Source organism: Spirosoma terrae (assembly GCF_010435915.1).
Classification (GTDB): Bacteria; Bacteroidota; Bacteroidia; order Cytophagales; family Spirosomataceae; genus Spirosoma; species Spirosoma terrae.
The window spans coordinates 139,033-156,773 of record NZ_JAAFZH010000011.1 but is presented as its reverse complement, the minus strand read 5'-3'; the positions used below and the strand labels follow the sequence as shown (position 1 = coordinate 156,773).

The following is a 17,741-nucleotide window of genomic DNA, read 5'->3' as shown; positions in this document are numbered from 1 at the left end:
TTTTCTCGTTCACTCTTTCTGTTTTCTAATTCCGTGGACTAATGTCGGAGCCCCCTGATTTGTTCTTCGATAGTACCTTAGCAGAGCCGTAATAGTAAATATCGGAACCGCCCGACGCTTTCATGGTCAGTTCTCTGCTGGCATTGACGTACACATCTGATCCACCCGACGAGTTGGCGTTGCACACCTCAACCACCAGCTTGCGCGCATCCAGATCGGCCCCACCCGAACCATTCGCGTTAAGAGTCCGAGCCGACCCTTGTAAAACAGCATCTGCTCCACCCGATGCTGATACATTTAGTTTATCGGCCTTCAGGTCTAGTTTCACATCGGCTCCACCGGATGCTTCCAGGTTCAGATCATCGAAGGTCAGGCGGCCCTGTCCAACTACATCCGCTCCGCCCGAGGCCTGAAGATCGTTTAGTTGTTTGAAGGTTAAATAGGCTTTTACGTATCTGTTACGTCCAAAATTCCAGTTCATTACTCCTTTCCGATCGATATAGAGCTTCAGAACACCGTTTTTAACGTCTGATCTGACTTCGTCTTCGTCAACTCCCTTCGCTTCGATGGTGAGTTTTTCCGAGCTGCCCTGCGTCAGATATACATCAATACCGCTGCTTACACTAAGACCTTTAAAGCCAGAAACAGCGCGGTCTTTTTTCCAGTCGTCGCTAGCTGAATTTATTCCTGAAGTTACAACCAGAAGCGCCAAGACAAATGCTTTCATACCTTTACAAAAGAGTTAGTTTAATTGAAGATGCAATAAAAGAACTGTATGTTGCACGACTTGCCAAAATTTCTGTCCGTTTTCAGGGATACGCTTGTCCGTTACCGGACGATGAAAGCTGGCAGACTAAACCTAACTTACTACTAGACAATAGGTTGCAAAACTGGCACGACACTTGACTCACTTACTACGTAACGTAACAAGATTTCAATCAGAACTCTATATCCAATTCCTGCTAAGGTCTTAACCAAAACATATCAACGATACCGACTATGATTCAGCTTAACAACGTCTCTAAATACTATCCTGCTGGCTTTGGTCGAATCTATGTATTGCGCAACGTATCGCTTGAGATTGCTCAGGGCGAGTTTGTGTCGATCATGGGGCCATCGGGTTCAGGGAAGTCCACTTTATTACACATTTTAGGGCTCCTGGAAGAACCATCCGAAGGCGAATACTTTTTTGATGATCAACCTGTTCAGAAATTATCGGAGAAGAAACGTACTGAGCTGCATCGGACCCAGATCGGCTTTGTTTTCCAGGCTTATCATCTGATTGATGAACTGACCGTTTATGAAAACATCGAAACGCCACTTCTGTATAAGGGGCTGAGTGGCTCCGAACGGAAAAGTCGCGTTGCCGAACTCCTCGACCGATTCAATATGGTAGCCAAGAAAGATCTCTTTCCTGCGCAATTGTCGGGGGGGCAGCAACAGTTGGTTGGGATTGCCCGCGCACTGGCGGCTGAGCCATCCGTTATTTTTGCTGATGAGCCAACGGGAAACCTGCATTCTGATCAGGCTCGTGACATTATGGAAATTTTCAGCGAATTGAATCGTAAAGATGGTGTGACCATTGTTCAGGTAACTCACTCTGAAGCCAATGCCGCCTACGGCAATCGTATTTTACGACTGAAAGACGGTTGGCTGGTCCCCCAGGAAGCTCAGGCGTCTCTTTAATACCACTAGTTTTTGTTCTCGAAAAGCTCGATTACGTGTGTAGTCGAGCTTTTTCTTTTGGCAAACTATCATTGCCAATCTTTTTAACTATTTCTTAACAAAAAACTTAACTCGTTATAATCTCAGCCCGGCAAGTTTGCTTCGTCAACAGCACAACATAACGCAAACGAATGAAACATCATTACCCGAACATGGTCGGCCCTGTACGCTAATTCAGAAACGGCCTCTATCTGTTCATTTATTTTTTGTTTCACATATTCATTCACTTGTTATGAAAACCATAGTGTTGGCAGCCATTGCTACGTTGCCTTTTTCGGTTCTTGCACAAAGTAACGGTTCATTTGCTCCATTTCCCGATAATGGAATTTATCTATCAGCCACTGATTTTGCTACGCATAAATTAACCGATGGTTTCGATAAAGGGCAACCGGGTTATAGTATTCGGGAGGAAACCTTCCAGCGTGCGCTGAAAGTCGACCAACCTAACGCCCCTGAAGAAAAGTTGCCATTAACGAATTTATGGGGAGAGCGGAAAGAAGGCGTTGACTACCGCAGTTTTGATGGTGATTTGTACCGCGTTGAGCACGCTGACAAAATTTTCATTTATAGCAAGCCCACCAGTGTTTGGTCAACTGGCAGTGGCGGCTATTATCCGGCTACTCAGTATTATTTTAGTCGTAAAGCCGACTCGCCGATCCATTTGATTACGAGCGACAATCTGAAAGATATCTATTACGACCAACCCGATAAAAATGCCGCATTTGAGAGTCTCGATGGCCTAAGCAATAAACCGGGTACTCAGGCGCAACACCTGCTTAAATTATTTTATCCTGCTTCTCACGCTACGTCCCAATCGGCCTCGTAAGCAGACCTATGAGCTTTCCGCAAGGTTTTACTTGCCGGAAAGCTTTTTGTAGTAATCTGTTTATTTAGTTCCAGGGCCCTGGTGTTGTGGTACCGGTTTTAAGAAACTGGCACTACAATACCAGGGCCCTAATCATGCCTGGTCAAACCTGACAGGCTGACTTTGGGCACCCTTCCCCTTTTTTATTTAGTAAATATCTTTTCGAAATGCTTGACATTGGTCATTTTCTTTATTTTACTTTGCAATACAAAGAACTTTTTTATGACATCTTTATTATACTCTGCATCTCAGCTGACAAGATCACCTCAGCGACCTATTTCGAGTAAAGGATTGAAAGCGCTAGCTGTTATGACCGTAGCCGGTCTTTGTCTGGTACTTACACGTGGCTTACTTACCGACAACTGGTGGTTCTTCATCATGCTAGTCTGGAACTTGTGTCTGGCTTTTTTCCCGTTGGGTGTCGTACTGATAGTACGCGACTTACGAAATGCAGGATTCCGAAATCAGTGGTTACTCCTGGGTGGCATTGGCGCGTGGCTTGCCTTCCTTCCCAATTCACCATATATCATTACAGACCTTTTCCATATAAAAAATATTGAGTACAGGCTCCTCTGGTTCGACACGATGTCGCTTTTCGTGTTTGCGCAAACAGGGTTGCTGGCGGGCCTATACTCAACGCTGATTGTTCATCGAATGCTACGTCCAGTAATAGGAACAGAAGCTACCTGGGCCACCATCGTTGGGAGCCAGTTGTTATCGGGATTCGGTATTTATCTGGGCCGCTTTGGCCGTTGGAATAGCTGGGATGTACTAACCAAACCGATGGACCTGTTTCAGGCTATTGCCCGGTCTTACGAGGATCACTTAAGTGTGAAATTAACCTTGGCTTATGGCTTTGTGCTGATCGTGCTTTATGTAGCCTTCTGGTGGTACGTTGATTATGATGGTAGCCAATCAGATGGATCGAACCCTACCCCTCAGTGAAGTAAACAGCTGATTCAGAAAGTTTTAAAAAGCCACTAAGACCTTGAAGGTTAAACTAATACTGCCCGCACTAGCAGAAGCTGAGAGCCCTTTCTGGAGGCCTATCAAATATTCGCTCTTCCCACCCTTAGGTCTTGCTACGTTAGCCGCCTATTTGGCGCCGGATGATGATGTTGATCTACAGGATCAGCATGTTGAGCCTATTAACCTAAATGACTATCCAGATCTTGTCATTATCCAGGTTTATATCACTAATGCGTATCGATCTTACAAGTTAGCCGGCTACTATAGACAACGAGGGGCTTATGTCATTCTGGGGGGATTGCACGTAACCTCATTACCAGAGGAAGCAATGCTGCATGCCGACAGCGTGTTTTTAGGTCCCGGTGAAGAAACGTTCCCTGAGTTCTTGGTTGACTTCAAAAAACGCCAGCCTAAAAAAGTTTACCATTCACCTAATCGATCACTTAGCCAAATTCCACCCATCCGGAGGGACTTGATCAAGCGTGATCGGTATCTGGTTCCTAATTCGATTGTTGTTTCGCGCGGCTGTCCACATCATTGCGACTTCTGCTATAAAGATGCTTTCTTCGACGGGGGCAAAACATTCTATACCCAACGAGTTGATGATGCTTTGGCAGAAATAGACCGACTGCCAGGAAAGCATTTGTATTTCCTGGATGATCACTTACTAGGAAACATACGGTTTGCCAGACAGTTGTTCGACGAAATGAAGGGCATGAACCGAGTTTTTCAGGCGGCCGCCACTGTTGACTCCATTCTCCGTGGGAATTTGATCGAAAAAGCGGCCGAAGCTGGTTTAAGGAGCTTGTTTGTTGGTTTCGAAACTTTCTCGCCAGACAATCTAAAGCAGAGCAATAAAAAACAAAACCTGGCTAAAGACTATTCCGAAGCAACACGCCGACTTCATTCGCTGGGTATCATGATTAATGGTAGCTTTGTTTTTGGTCTTGACGACGATAAGCAGGATGTTTTTAAACGTACAGTCGATTGGGGCGTCCAAAATTCAATAACTACAGCAACTTATCATATATTGACACCTTATCCGGGCACTGCGCTTTATAAAAAACTGGAACGGGAAAAGCGGCTTCTAACCAATAACTGGGATCTGTATGATACCAGGCATGTGGTCTACCAGACTAAAAATATGAGTGCCGACGACTTAAAAACAGGGTATGATTGGGCTTACAATGAATTTTATACATGGGCGAATATCGTCCGCGCCAGTGCTCAGCATGACTCCTACAAGCATAAATTAAAACACTTGTTTTATGCAGGAGGCTGGAAAAAATTCGAGCCCCTCTGGAATTTCCTGATCAAGACCAAAAATCTAAACAATATGCTTCCGCTGTTGGAATCAATCTTATCAAAAGTAAACGCAAAAGAAACGCAGTCAATTAGTAACACGACCGACGATTTATTACTGCTTAATGATCTTACAGCGCGAATTACTTCACCAGATAGCTAGTTCACTGTCATGATTAATGTTCGTAAGGTTTGGCGAAGCTTTGGGTTTGCGGGTCAGGGAATCATTGCCCTGTTCCGTTATGAGAATAACGCTAAAGTTCATCTGCTAATCGCTATCGTTGTGATTCTGGCTGGCATCTGGCTGGAACTAAGCCCTACCGAATGGGCTGTTATTCTGACCCAGATTGGTCTGGTCTGGGCGGCCGAAGCCTTTAATACGGCTATCGAAAAACTCTGCGACTTTGTATCGCCCGGCATTCATCCGCAAATTAAAGCTATTAAAGACCTCTCATCGGGCGCTGTATTTATCCTCGCTATTGCCGCCGTCTTAGTGGGATTTTTTATTTTGGGGGGAAAATTACTGACTCTGCTCCAAATCACTGGCATTACCCATATACCGTTAACCAACGCATAAACCATAGCCTTTTCTCATGTACGAATCGCGCGAACATCTACAAACGCTGACGGAAATCCGAAGCCTGATGGAACGCTCTTCCAAGTTCCTGTCGCTAAGCGGCTTATCAGGCGTATCTGCTGGAATCGTCGCTCTTATTGGGGCAACTGTTGTGTATATGCGTCTACGTACTGACGTTTTTGACTTGCTTAGCTACCAGCAGCTCGACCTCTACGACAATGCCGATCACCAGGAAATACGTTCCTTTTTAGTAACCGTAGCGATTGTCGTCTTGGTTATGGCCTTATTATCGGGAAGTTATTTTACCATTCGAAAAGCCAAACGTCAGGGATTAAGTGTCTGGAATGCCTCATCGAAGCGAATGATATGGGCACTTGCCGTACCTTTGATTACGGGTGGCATAGTTTGCCTGGCGCTTTTGCACTATAACTTACTCTGGTTGTCGTTTCCAACGACGTTAATTTTTTACGGTTTGGCACTCTTGAATGGTAGTAAATACACGGTCCGCGATGTTGAATCTCTGGCCTACTGCGAGATTATTCTGGGCCTCCTTTCGCTGTTCTGGCCTGGTTATAATTTGTTGACCTGGGCAGTTGGTTTTGGGGTACTTCATATCGCGTATGGCCTAACCATGTACTACAAATACGAACGGAACACTGCATGAAAGATCTGCTAGCTCAATTTAATAAAGCTTTTGAGAGCAAAGCGCGATTGAATATCATGTCGGTTTTAATGGTTAACGACTCTATGAGTTTCAATGCGTTTAAGGAACTCCTTGGTCTCACGGATGGCAACCTTGCCACGCACCTGCGAGCACTGGAAGAATCGGGCTACGTAGCCGTGCAAAAGCAATTTATTGGCCGAAAACCGAATACAACCTACTCAGCAACGGATGCGGGGCGACAAGCTTTCTCTGACCATTTGACTGCCCTAGAGGAGTTTATCAGAAATATGTAGACGTCATTGGTCACAACGTATTTAATACGTAGCGTTTTGATAGTTCAGCGTCTACTTCTCTGATTACACAAAAAAGTAGGGCAGAATTCCATAATTAACACGCTATTGTTAAGCCAATTTTGGAGATTTGTGCCTGATTTAATAAGCATTCGCCTTTCCAAAACATTTTAGCAGTTGACGTCTTTCGATTCTCAAACAAAGTGGATTTTATCTGTTGGCCTGCTGGTCCAATTTATTTTTGCCATTACTCAGGTTGGCTTTTTTCACCCAGATCAACATTTTCAATTAATCGAGTTCTCATCCTGGCAATTGGGCGAGCCTTCAGGAGCTGCCAGTGTTTGGGAATTAAAAAGCCAGATAAGACCCACTTTACAAGTCTATCTACTTTCAGGCTTCGTCAAGACATGCCAATTTTTTTCAATTTATGATGCCTATACGCAATTAACTTTATTACGTATTGTCTTCAGCGTACTGGCTCTGGTCGTCTTTAATTTACTAGGGATCTATTACTTTTCCTCCAATAAAAAACTCCTGTATTTAGTTTTATTGTTACTAAATTTTTCCTGGTCTTTACCTTATATACGAACTTTATACAGTTCAGAAATTGCTTGTTCCATTGCCTTTTTTGGTGCTATTCTACTTTACGAGCAGAAAAAAAAGCAACGGTTCTATGTGTTTCTTACTGGTATTTTGTTCAGCGTCTCCTTTTACTGCCGATTTCAGATTGGCTTTTCACTAATCGGTTTTGGGCTGTGGTACTTATTCATTGATCGAAACTATAAAAGTATCTTACCAATGCTTGCGGGCTTTGGGCTAGGCATAGGTTTCAATCTCTTTTTAGATTATCAATTTTATCATCAATTCGTATTTACGCCGTACGAATATTTTAGGGTAAACATTGTAGAAGGCAAAGCCGCTGAATTTGGTACGTCCAGCTTTATCTGGTACATACTAATCCTGGCGTTGGTAATTGGTACGCCCCCACTTAGTTTTTTCCTTTTTTACTCGTTTCTAAAAGGTGTTGTTAAGCAGTATCAACAGCCTATAGTCATATCCGTCGTTTTTTTTATTGTTGGCCATTGTTTGGTCGCTCATAAAGAGGAGCGCTTTATGTTCCCGATACTAAACGTACTGCCTCTTATTGCAGGTTGGGGACTTGCTGGTACGTCAAATTCTTTCCCGTTTTTCAGCAAAACGAATCAGTACGCTTCCCGATTTGTAATCGTTAGCAGTGTATCCTTGACGGTTTTACTCTTGGCACTATTTATTATTTTAAACCCTTATTATCAGGCCATCGAATTTACCCGAAAAGTGGTAGCTAAGTTTGAGGATACTCCAACAACTATTTATTGTTTACGGCGTACACCATTTGAAACGGAGAATCATCTTCCACTAACTTTTTATCGAAAAAGTGCCTCAACTATTCGACTGGTTACTGTAACTAACGTAGACTCGTTGAAATATATAAAAAACGCCTGGCTAGCCACGACCTACAATGATGCCAAAACAGACTTCCCTCGCCTGGATAGCTTAGGCGTAGAGCCTAGCCTGTTTTCGTCAGAAACCCTCTGGAATACCAATCGTTTTCTTCAAAAGAAAGATATCAATACGATTAATGAAATCTGGGTTCTATATCGAATAAAATAAACGTATTTCTATAAAGAATGGCGTAAGCTAACGTTCTTTTCCTGTGATCTTACTACTCCCAAAGGCGTTCTTATGTCCACTACGTCCTCTTCTAAACGGCCAATTCCAGTTCACCCCGGCCTGCCATTGGTTGGTAACACACTAGAGTATTTACGCGATCCGCTTGCCTTCATGCGTCGATTACTTCGCACCTATGGTCACGAACGTATGGTACGTATTGCCATTGGCGGCCGTAAAACAACGCTAATGCTCAAGCCGGAAGAAGCGAAACAGGTTATCCAGGAGAATAACCGAAATTACGGACGAGGCAAGTCATTTGCCATATTACGTGAGTTTTTAGGGAATGGACTTCTGACCAGCGAAGGCGATTTCTGGCGCCGACAAAGACGTCTTGCTCAGCCAGCTTTCCATCGGCAAAAGCTGGCCATTCTAGCCGATATTATGATTGAAGAGGCCCTGGCCTGGAGCAATCGGCTCAGTCAACTCGACCAGGCTAAGCCAGTAAACATGTCAGCCGCTGCTGTTGATGTTACGCTCCGAATTGTTACCAGAACCTTATTTGGCAGTCATCTGGGGAGTGAGCTCGACAATCTTTCTCATGCGCTGGCCCACCTGAATCATGTAGCCAATAATGCAGTCATAAATCCAATACGTTTTCCGAAGTGGGTTCCTACACCCGACAACCGGGCTTTTACCAGAGCCATGGCCAAAGTCGACGATCTTATTTACGGTATTATCCGGCTAAGGCGTCAGACGGGCGAAAGTCGCGATGATTTATTGGATATGCTTTTGCGAGCTACCGACGAAGAAACGGGTGAGAGTATGTCTGACAACCAGCTTCGCGATGAAATGGTAACTCTGTTTACGGCTGGTCACGAAACTACGGCAACCTCTATGGCCTGGACGCTGCATTTATTAGTCCAGCACCCTGATGTTATGGGCCGGGCAAAAGAGGAAATAAAATCGGTGCTGGGACATCGGGAATTCCCTTCGGCTACTGACTTACGAGCGATGCCTTACATCTCACAAATCATTAATGAATCGCTACGTCTTTATCCACCGGCCTGGGTTATGAGCCGGCTTTCTCTTGGTCCGGACCGTTTTGACGACCACGAAATTGAAGCTAATAGTGGTGTACTCATAAGTCCATACGTACTGCATCATGATCCTGAAAACTGGCCAGACCCGGAGCAATTTGATCCGGAGCGTTTCAATCCAGCAACCACTTCCGAACGGCACCCCTATTCTTTTTTACCCTTTGGTGGCGGCCCTCGCTTATGTATTGGCAACCAGTTCGCTTTACTAGAGATGCATGCGATGCTGATTGTCCTACTTCACCGTTTTACGCTGGTCCAGGTCCCCAATCTACGTATCACCACACAGCCATTGATTACGCTACGTCCCAAGAACGCGATACGAATTTACCTTCAAAAAGATAATTGAATTAGACTTTAAGAAGAAGTTTTCAAAACGACCGTTCCACGGAATAGATTAAATAGCTCTCTTTAAGCCAACTTTGACGCTTCTGCTCAATAAGCCGTGAAACGTAATAGGATCTTTTGTAGCAACGCTTGACATTCTGATCATTATACCCAAACTTAGATAGTCCATTGCTGTTCTTAATTCAGTTCACTTTTAAAAGCGACACAATGAGACTACAAATTCATGCCGTGCGGTTCACGGCCGATCAGAGCCTGTTAGATTTTATCCAGGCCAAACTGAACAAACTGGACACTTTCCATGATCGAATCATTGGTGGAGAAGTGTTCCTCAAGCTAGATGGGGCCGACTCCAACAAGATCAAAGAGAAAGTGGTCGAGGTTCGAGTCACCATTCCTGGCAAAGAGTTATTCGTGAAAGAACACGATAAAAGCTTCGAAAGCGCGACTGATAAAGTGCTTGAGGTATTAAAAGACAAACTCGTTCGCTGTAAGCAAAAAAGGAACGACATTTTTAGCCCAGCGATCACCGAAGCCAAATCCCGAATGCAGGAAGACGAAGAGGTTTTCGAACCCGATGAGTTATAAAACCAGTTTTTACAAAGCGAAAGGCCATCTCCTGGGAGATGGCCTTTCGCTTTGTAAAGAATAAATTTATTATAAGCCAAACGCTTCTTTTACTTTATCAACGAAGTCAAGCTTTTCCCAGGTAAATAGTTCAACCTCCACTTCTTTCGTATGGCCATTCGAACCAAACGTTTTCTTCACGATTTCGTTTTTCCGGCCCATATGGCCATAGGCAGCCGTTTCGGAATACATTGGATTGCGCAGTTTAAGCCGTTGTTCAATAGCGTAAGGGCGCATATCGAAAATCTCTTCCACTTTACGGGCAATATCGCCATCATGCATGTCAACTTTAGCAGTACCGTACGTATTAACGTACAAGCCGCAAGGCTTAGCAACGCCAATCGCATAAGAAACCTGAACCAGCACCTGATCGCAAAGACCAGCTGCTACTAAGTTCTTGGCAATATGACGGGTTGCATAAGCAGCTGAGCGGTCAACTTTAGAAGGATCTTTTCCCGAAAAAGCACCACCACCGTGAGCTCCTTTTCCACCATACGTATCAACAATAATCTTACGGCCTGTCAGACCTGTATCGCCATGTGGACCACCGATAACAAATTTGCCCGTCGGGTTAATGTAATACGTAATATCGTCGGTGAAAAGGCTGTGTAATTCCGCCTTCTGAGCTGCTTTCACCCGAGGAATTACGATGTTGATAATGTCCTCTTTGATTTTAGCAAGCATCGTTTCATCTTCAGCAAAATCATCGTGCTGCGTCGATACAACGATGGTATCGATACGTATCGGCTGGTGATCGTCTGAATACTCAATCGTTACCTGCGATTTGGCATCGGGGCGCAGATAAGGCATCAGATCACTTTCGTTATTACGTATATTCGACATTTCGCGCAGGATAGCATGAGCCAGATCCAGCGGAAGGGGCATATAATTGTCAGTTTCGTTTGTAGCATAGCCAAACATCATGCCCTGATCACCTGCACCTTGTGCGTTGGCCCGGCTTTCGAAATCCTCGCTATCTACCTTCCGATCAACACCCTGGTTGATATCTGCCGACTGGTCATGTAACGCCGAGAAAATACCGCATGAATTCGCTTCAAACATGTATTCGCTTTTGGTATAACCAATTTTACGAATCACATCACGGGTAATTTTCTGAACGTCCAGATATGTATCCGTTTTTATTTCGCCAGCCAGTACTACTTGACCAGTCGTAACCAACGTTTCGCAAGCAACCTTACTCGACGGATCAAATGCCAAGAAATTATCAATCAAAGCGTCGGAGATTTGATCTGCGACTTTATCGGGATGTCCTTCAGATACGGACTCGGAAGTGAAAAGATATGGCATTAATGCTCTTTATAACTTGGTTATTACTTTGCAAATCTACAAGTTATTCAGCAAGGAGCAATAATCACTCAAAAAGCTATTTCAATATAAAGTACAATTTCCTAAGTTGTTTTCGCTTGGCAAAACCTACCTTTTAGCCACAACATCGATTTGCGAAAATTAATCAATCAAAACCCAATTAGACGTAAAGCATCACAAAATCCCCCAGTGCACAATGAATACATCCGTCAAACCATTGGCAAGATTTACAATATTCCATCTGAAACGCCTTACTTTAGAGCACATAATGCTATTCCAATAGTAGGTTAGCGGGACGAAACTAGTCGTTTAGAAACTGTAACCGTATTTTTATGAGTCGGCAATGGGAACTGATCCGACTTGGAAATGCTCCTGGATTGTTGACGATCACGGAGTAAAAAACCGCATAGGAAACCGGCTCCGGCTGCCAGGATTAGAGTTATCAACCAAACAATCAGATAGAATGTGTAAGGTTGTACGTATTGGTTCACAGGATTATAGTATGGGTTAGAGTTTGCCAAAAACTAGACTTTCCAACGAGTTTCCGCAAGCCCTCTTAGGACGATATACCCATCCTATAGTAACGCTGTTTAAAGTACGTTAGCCAAACATTTTTCGCCGTATTACATTAAAAAAAGCAGTTGTAAACGGCAATAAGGGCATTGTCATAAACAAACGTATCTCATCAACCAATCGGGTATCTTCATCAAGGAACTGGAACGCTTTGGCAGGTCGATTTTCAGCATAAAAGCGAGTAAACATATCATCGGCCGGATGGCGCTTATTCTCCAGAACATTGAGAAAAATACTATCATACAGCTTAAATCGCTTGGTAAACCACGATTGTTTCCGGGTAGGCTTTCCTGTTTCAACCAAATTGGTAACGAGCGCTTTAAGGTAACGTTGGGTCCGTTGAAAGGTATAGCCAGTAGAGGGTTTTGTGTAGCCCCCTGCTGTTCCAATCCGTATAATATGTTCAGATGGGTTTTCCTGAGTAGGTTCGTCACTCATTGGTATAACACCTGTTTCAATTTCACAGATATCATAAGAAACTGCTCCTAAGTGTTGGCTAATATATTGACGAAGTGCTATTTCGTAGTCGGCTTCGGTGAGCAGCTGCTCATTAAAGAGCGTAAATTCTACCAAGCCCGTCGTTTCATCAAAAGGCATTACGTATACAAACCGACAGTCGCCCCCCTGGTCTACCCTGAAATCCATAATTTCGGGCAAATTTGGACTGAAACATGGCGTAGTTGTCTTAATAACCCAACCTCTAAAATGCTGGAGAAGATTATGATTTTCTGGCTGGTTTAACTTTAACGAAAACGTACTGTCGAAGACGAAATCAGCAATGTAGGGTTCATCGTCAGCGATAACGAAACCACCCTGTGGAGTTTCTTTAATACGGTTTATAGAAGCCTGCCTGAATTCAATATTTGGCCACTTTTGGAGTTCTGTCTGGACAAATTCATAAAAATCAATACCACGTAGCATTTTGTACCGGTAATCGCCCAGATTCAGAGCTCCGGCATGGGTAGTCCCGTGGAAATTCACCTGATTCCATTGGCGAAATATGATCGACTCAAAAGCACCGGCCTCTTTTTCCCAAAAGCACCAGGTTCGGTCGTTACGATCTTTAACATCTCGGTCCAGAATTAAAATAGAGCGGTCGCGTAATGGTGATTGAGTTAAGTAGTAAGCCAAACTCAACCCTGCCATGCCGCCACCCGCAATAATGAAATCATATTTTCTCATGCAGTAAACAAAAAGTCCGGACGAGCCGCCCGGACTTTTATAATAAATATCGAGTATGGCTAAATTGTTTGCAATAGCCTAATAAACTTTACACATTAACGTGCTTTTCGGCATGGTAACTGGAACGTACCAAAGGACCTGACTCTACGTATTTCAAGCCACGTTTAAGTCCTTCTTCCTTATACATGGCGAAGGTTTCAGGATGGATCCATTCAATAACTTCATGGTGCATTTTGGTCGGCTGAAGGTATTGTCCCAGCGTTAATACATCCAGTCCATTAATGGCTAAATCGTCCATGGCCTTAAATACTTCTTCGTTCGTCTCTCCCAGACCAAGCATAATACCGGACTTAGTCCGTTGACCGTATTCTTTTGTGCGACGAATTTGCTCCAGGCTACGTTCGTAGCGAGCCTGAGGACGTACGCGCCGATACAATCGTTCTACGGTCTCCATGTTATGCGAAACAACCTCCTGACCAGCTGAAATCATACGCTCCAGCGCTTCCCAGTTTCCTTTCGTATCAGGAATCAACGTTTCGATGGTTGTAGCTGGCGATGCCTCTTTTATTAACCGTACAGTCTGATACCAGATTTCGGCCCCGCGATCTTTTAATTCATCCCGGTTAACAGAGGTCAGTACGGCATGCTTCACTTTCATCAGCACAATGGCTTCGGCCACACGCCGAGGCTCATCGGTATCATATTCATTGGGCCGCCCCGTCGCTACTGCACAGAACGTACAGCTTCGGGTGCATATATTCCCGAGAATCATAAACGTAGCCGTACCTGCACCCCAGCATTCACCCATATTGGGGCAATTGCCGCTTTCGCAGATTGTATGGAGTTTATGCTCGTCCACCAACTTACGAACCTTAGCGTATTCAGGGCCAATCGGCAATTTAACGCGTAGCCAGTCGGGACGTTTCGATCCGGCAGCTCGGTTCCGTTGTTGTTCAGAGGGTATTACGGGTAGTTCAATCATGGCTCCTCATTCCTTTCCAACAGAATTCGTTTTTCGGCTGTAAAGTTCACTCTTTTTTGGCAACGAAACAGTACAGGAACCAGCCTATTCGCCAAAATAGCCGGTTCATCTTCCCTACTGTTATTTCTTACTGCCAAAAAATAGGGTTACATAACCAGAAGTAAAGAAACTCCGGTTGCCATCTTCACGAGAGCCAGTTGGCCCAGGATTGGGGATAATGATAATTTTATTAGGGAAGATTTCGGTTAAGAATCCAACTTCTATACCTGTCGTATTATTACGAAACGTACTCAATTCAAAACTAAGTGCTGCCTTAACGTTGAGACCAACTGTCAGTTTTGACTCACCCAGTCCCTGAAAGAACCCACCCGATCCGATAGGTGCTCCCTGCAAACCACCAGCTCCCTGATTTAGCGAACTAAAGGGCACCGAGCGGGTCTGATTACCGCTACCTTCCGAAATCTTTACGTAGTAGGGTTTAATGATGCCCAGGGTAGGTCCAGCCGCAAAAATCCCGCTCACAGCAATGCCTTCATCAGCACTACGATCAAACAATCGGATTTCTCGGCCATACTGACCACGTAATGCAAACAGATAATTTTCTTTGCCGTAGATAAAACGGGAACTGGCAAAATTGCTCGCCGTCTGAATCTCTTTAGGATGCTTTACATTCACAATTTCGAAACTCAGGTACCGATATTGTGGCAATCCAAAAAAATCGCCGGACAAAAGCTTAGCTTGTCGAAATGAAAGGCCACCCAACACTCCTGAGTTGGTATTTGATGTAATACCATACGTTGTAATGACCCGGTACGTCTCATCTTCCGAATCATTGTTTTGCGCCCAGGCAGTTGCTGTACATAACAACCATCCAATGAGGGTGATTGCCATCCATTTGTATATAGTGTGCATTTTGTATAACTCTTTGATTAAAACTACACAATTTTTATGTATTCCCGTCAAAAGCTACGCTAACATTAGCGTAACCAGCTGATATTTTTTATGTTTAGGCAAATTAGTAAGTAGGTCCTAAACCTGATCGAGCTGGTCTAATCAACGAATACGACTTGCCGATCAATTTACTCTCCTACCAATATACGTATTACTGTATGGCAACGATTCATATCGATTATTTAGGCGATTTACGGAACGACTGTATTCATTTACAATCGGGGACACACATTCACACAGATGCTCCTACCGACAATCAGGGCCGTGGTGAAGCCTTTTCCCCAACCGATCTTGTGGCTAATGCCTTAGGAACCTGCATCATTACCACCATGGCCATTTTTGCCCGGCGCGATAACATTGAACTGAAAGGCAGCGAACTGGATGTCACTAAAATTATGTCGTCTCAGCCGCCCCGACGAATTGCCCGGATTGAGGTTGATCTGACGCTACGTACCAACGTATTACCCGACCCGGAGGTGCGCGCCAAGCTGGAAAAGATAGCGCACACATGCCCGGTTGCCATTAGTCTCCATCCCGATATAGAACAAGCGGTTAGTATTCGTTGGGAAGAAAATGTGCATGCGTAACGTAACACCGGGTATCTACGTCAATAGATACCCGGTGTCATTGATTTCGTTTTTGTTTCCGTCGTTGTCGCCAGTGCTTAATATCAGCCGTTAGGTTTTCCAGGAAAAACGATGGCCCAACCGATATATAAAACCCTGTGTAATTAATCTGGCTTTCCGGGATATCTTTTTTTAGAATAAATCGATACCCTACCAGCATATTTACGCCAAACCAGTGCAATGGCCTTAACCAACGTACCGTTGGAAACTGATACGCCCCTAAAACGCCAACCCCCAGTGGTAAAAATACCCCCCGAGCCACTTCATAATCCTTAGCTTGATCGTCGTTACGTTCGTAGCGCGAATGCCCATAACCAATTTCCAGCGGTGTGCTGATTTCGAAAGCTTTCCGACGGTACCAGTACCGCTCATAATAGACGGTTGCGATCCGTAGATGACGCGTAACCGATTCTGACGTATTGGGTAATAAACCTGGTCTGTCTAAATGCTGGTTGATAAAATAAAACCCAGCCCCGGCTTTAAAGCTAGCGACCCGGCCACTTTTTAAGTTTGGGCGATTGCGGGTTGGCGGAAACAGGAAACCTGCTCGTATGCCATAAACACTGACGGGCACCCGACGATTATCGTCGTTACGTGTATCACTAAAAAAGAAAAATCGTTGGTCGGTTGAAGCAGTAAATGTCAGTGGTTGTGGTTTCGAGACGCTAGCAGAAGCCGAATCTGCAACCCGCACCGATTGGGCAATGCCTACCTGAGTAAACTGGCTTATAACGATTACTAAACCGATGAGCTTAAGGCTATAATACCAAATTACTTGCTTGGTTCGATTCCTGGTGTTCATAATGTTGATGGAGCCAGGCCAGAAGACTAGTTAATGTGGTTGTTAGCTGACCTGCCTCGTCTCCCATAGAGCGCTGGAAATCATAACTGATAAACCATCAAACAGTTTATTTTAAAGTAGCCTAATCACCCAAAAAATTGCCTACCCACAACTTAGTAATCAGTATACAATAATAAATTTATTTAAAATATATCCTATTATCCTCAAGCTAGCCAACCATCTTTCTGATCCTCAGAACAATTTTATGAATGAATAGCCTATTTGAAAGCTAGGTTAGCCTGCAATCGATTGAAAGCATAAGTAGAAACCCTCAGTCCTCCTTCTTTTCGGAACATTTATCAGCTAACTAAACTGTGTCGCACAAGCCGTATTCTGTCTATACCGCTGAGGAACTCGCCCTCGACGACCTCTTTGTCCGCTGGGTGCAACACCCCAGTGATGAAGAAGTTGTAGCGTATTGGCAAATCTGGCTTCTGCACAATCCGCAATGTGCTGACACAATTGACGTTGCCCGGCAATTAGTACTAACGGCGTCAACGCCCAGCAGCTTATCATTAACTCCGGATGAAGCCGCTTCAGTCTGGTGGCGGATTCGCGAATCGCTTCAGACAATGGAAGACATACGAACCTTGCAGCCTGATGTTCGGGCGGTAGTTGGTTGGTGGTATTTCTTTCGGACCGTAGCTGCTACGCTGGGCGTTATTCTTCTGATAAGCTGGGCGCTATGGATACAATACGGCCCCGATCAGTCTATTAAAACAATTCGGACAACGGCAGGCCCGCCCAAAACAATCAGTTTGCCCGATGGCTCAACGGTTCGTCTACATGCTAATAGCCAACTGCGGTATGATCGACGCGGTTTTGCCAAGCAATGGTCCGACGAAACCCCCAGAGCAGTGTGGCTGGAAGGGGAAGCTGATTTCGCCGTTGTTCACCGCAATGATACGTCGTCGGCCCGGTTATTTCGTGTACATACACCCGAGCTAACGGTCGAAGCGTTGGGTACTACGTTTCGCGTGCAGCAAAGTCCCGAATGCACAAAAATTGCCTTGACCTCTGGCCAAGTTAATTTATTACTCAATAAACAGAAGCCAATACGCCTTCTCCCAGGCGATTCAATTGAAGTAGCGGCTGGCGCCGTGCAATCCTTACCTGAATAGTGCTTACCCAATCATATACCAGTAGCCTATT

At 44.5% G+C, this 17,741-nt stretch carries 18 protein-coding genes; 12 read left to right on the top strand and 6 right to left on the bottom strand.

The genetic code is table 11. The features are described from left to right. Nucleotides 1-25 precede the first annotated feature (25 nt). The gene (locus GK108_RS21490; RefSeq protein WP_163952954.1) at nt 26-727 is read right to left on the bottom strand and encodes a head GIN domain-containing protein; all 702 of its coding nucleotides are present in this window, start codon (nt 725-727) and stop codon (nt 26-28) included. A 272-nt stretch (nt 728-999) separates the two neighbouring features. On the opposite strand from GK108_RS21490, the gene GK108_RS21485 reads away from it, so the two are divergent. The 10 genes from GK108_RS21485 to GK108_RS21440 all read left to right on the top strand — a co-directional run bounded on the left by GK108_RS21485 (nt 1,000) and on the right by GK108_RS21440 (nt 10,069). Then, nucleotides 1,000-1,686 carry an ABC transporter ATP-binding protein gene (locus GK108_RS21485; protein ID WP_163952952.1) on the top strand — a complete coding sequence of 229 codons (687 nt, stop codon included), beginning with the start codon at nt 1,000-1,002 and terminating at the stop codon, nt 1,684-1,686. Nucleotides 1,687-1,957: 271 nt separating this feature from the next. Continuing rightward, a complete protein-coding gene (locus GK108_RS21480) occupies nt 1,958-2,551 on the top strand; it encodes a hypothetical protein (RefSeq protein ID WP_163952950.1) in 594 nt (197 codons plus the stop codon). A gap of 330 nt (nt 2,552-2,881) precedes the next feature. Beyond that, on the top strand, nt 2,882-3,535 hold the full coding sequence (locus GK108_RS21475) for a DUF1361 domain-containing protein (protein WP_317166557.1): 654 nt from the start codon (nt 2,882-2,884) through the stop codon (nt 3,533-3,535). Nucleotides 3,536-3,578: 43 nt separating this feature from the next. Further along, nucleotides 3,579-5,024, top strand: a complete 1,446-nt coding sequence (locus GK108_RS21470; protein WP_163952947.1) for a B12-binding domain-containing radical SAM protein — start codon at nt 3,579-3,581, stop codon at nt 5,022-5,024. A 9-nt stretch (nt 5,025-5,033) separates the two neighbouring features. Next, the gene (locus tag GK108_RS21465) at nt 5,034-5,438 is read left to right on the top strand and encodes a diacylglycerol kinase family protein (RefSeq protein ID WP_163952945.1); all 405 of its coding nucleotides are present in this window, start codon (nt 5,034-5,036) and stop codon (nt 5,436-5,438) included. Nucleotides 5,439-5,454: 16 nt separating this feature from the next. Next, a complete protein-coding gene (locus GK108_RS21460) occupies nt 5,455-6,102 on the top strand; it encodes a hypothetical protein (RefSeq protein WP_163952943.1) in 648 nt (215 codons plus the stop codon). Continuing rightward, entirely contained in the window at nt 6,099-6,395 is a 297-nt protein-coding gene (locus GK108_RS21455; RefSeq protein WP_163952941.1) for a winged helix-turn-helix domain-containing protein, read from the top strand. Before GK108_RS21460 ends, GK108_RS21455 begins: the two co-directional genes overlap by 4 nt. A gap of 174 nt (nt 6,396-6,569) precedes the next feature. Beyond that, entirely contained in the window at nt 6,570-8,042 is a 1,473-nt protein-coding gene (locus GK108_RS21450; protein ID WP_163952939.1) for a glycosyltransferase family protein, read from the top strand. A 72-nt stretch (nt 8,043-8,114) separates the two neighbouring features. Then, nucleotides 8,115-9,485: a cytochrome P450 gene (locus GK108_RS21445; RefSeq protein WP_163952937.1), complete on the top strand. Its 1,371-nt coding sequence runs from the start codon at nt 8,115-8,117 to the stop codon at nt 9,483-9,485. A gap of 206 nt (nt 9,486-9,691) precedes the next feature. Then, nucleotides 9,692-10,069 (top strand): HPF/RaiA family ribosome-associated protein, encoded by a 378-nt coding sequence (locus GK108_RS21440; protein WP_163952935.1) that lies wholly within the window; start codon nt 9,692-9,694, stop codon nt 10,067-10,069. 69 nt (nt 10,070-10,138) lie between these two features. On the opposite strand, the gene metK is transcribed toward GK108_RS21440, so the two are convergent. The 4 genes from metK to GK108_RS21420 form a co-directional block, all read right to left on the bottom strand. Continuing rightward, nucleotides 10,139-11,416, bottom strand: coding sequence for a methionine adenosyltransferase (metK, locus tag GK108_RS21435; RefSeq protein ID WP_163952933.1), 1,278 nt, complete (start codon nt 11,414-11,416; stop codon nt 10,139-10,141). Nucleotides 11,417-12,034: 618 nt separating this feature from the next. Continuing rightward, nucleotides 12,035-13,189: a lycopene cyclase family protein gene (locus GK108_RS21430; RefSeq protein ID WP_163952932.1), complete on the bottom strand. Its 1,155-nt coding sequence runs from the start codon at nt 13,187-13,189 to the stop codon at nt 12,035-12,037. A gap of 88 nt (nt 13,190-13,277) precedes the next feature. Next, nucleotides 13,278-14,171 carry a lipoyl synthase gene (gene lipA, locus GK108_RS21425; RefSeq protein ID WP_163952930.1) on the bottom strand — a complete coding sequence of 298 codons (894 nt, stop codon included), beginning with the start codon at nt 14,169-14,171 and terminating at the stop codon, nt 13,278-13,280. 120 nt (nt 14,172-14,291) lie between these two features. Further along, nucleotides 14,292-15,083, bottom strand: coding sequence for a hypothetical protein (locus GK108_RS21420; RefSeq protein WP_163952928.1), 792 nt, complete (start codon nt 15,081-15,083; stop codon nt 14,292-14,294). Between the two features lie 197 nt (nt 15,084-15,280). On the opposite strand from GK108_RS21420, the gene GK108_RS21415 reads away from it, so the two are divergent. Then, the gene (locus tag GK108_RS21415) at nt 15,281-15,709 is read left to right on the top strand and encodes an OsmC family protein (RefSeq protein ID WP_163952926.1); all 429 of its coding nucleotides are present in this window, start codon (nt 15,281-15,283) and stop codon (nt 15,707-15,709) included. A 37-nt stretch (nt 15,710-15,746) separates the two neighbouring features. On the opposite strand, the gene GK108_RS21410 is transcribed toward GK108_RS21415, so the two are convergent. Then, complete coding sequence (locus GK108_RS21410; protein ID WP_246225056.1) at nt 15,747-16,550, bottom strand: hypothetical protein; 804 nt, start codon at nt 16,548-16,550, stop codon at nt 15,747-15,749. Between the two features lie 353 nt (nt 16,551-16,903). Here GK108_RS21410 and GK108_RS21405 point away from each other — a divergent pair, with 353 nt between their 5' ends. Next, complete coding sequence (locus GK108_RS21405) at nt 16,904-17,710, top strand: FecR family protein (protein WP_163952924.1); 807 nt, start codon at nt 16,904-16,906, stop codon at nt 17,708-17,710. Nucleotides 17,711-17,741: the final 31 nt, after the last annotated feature.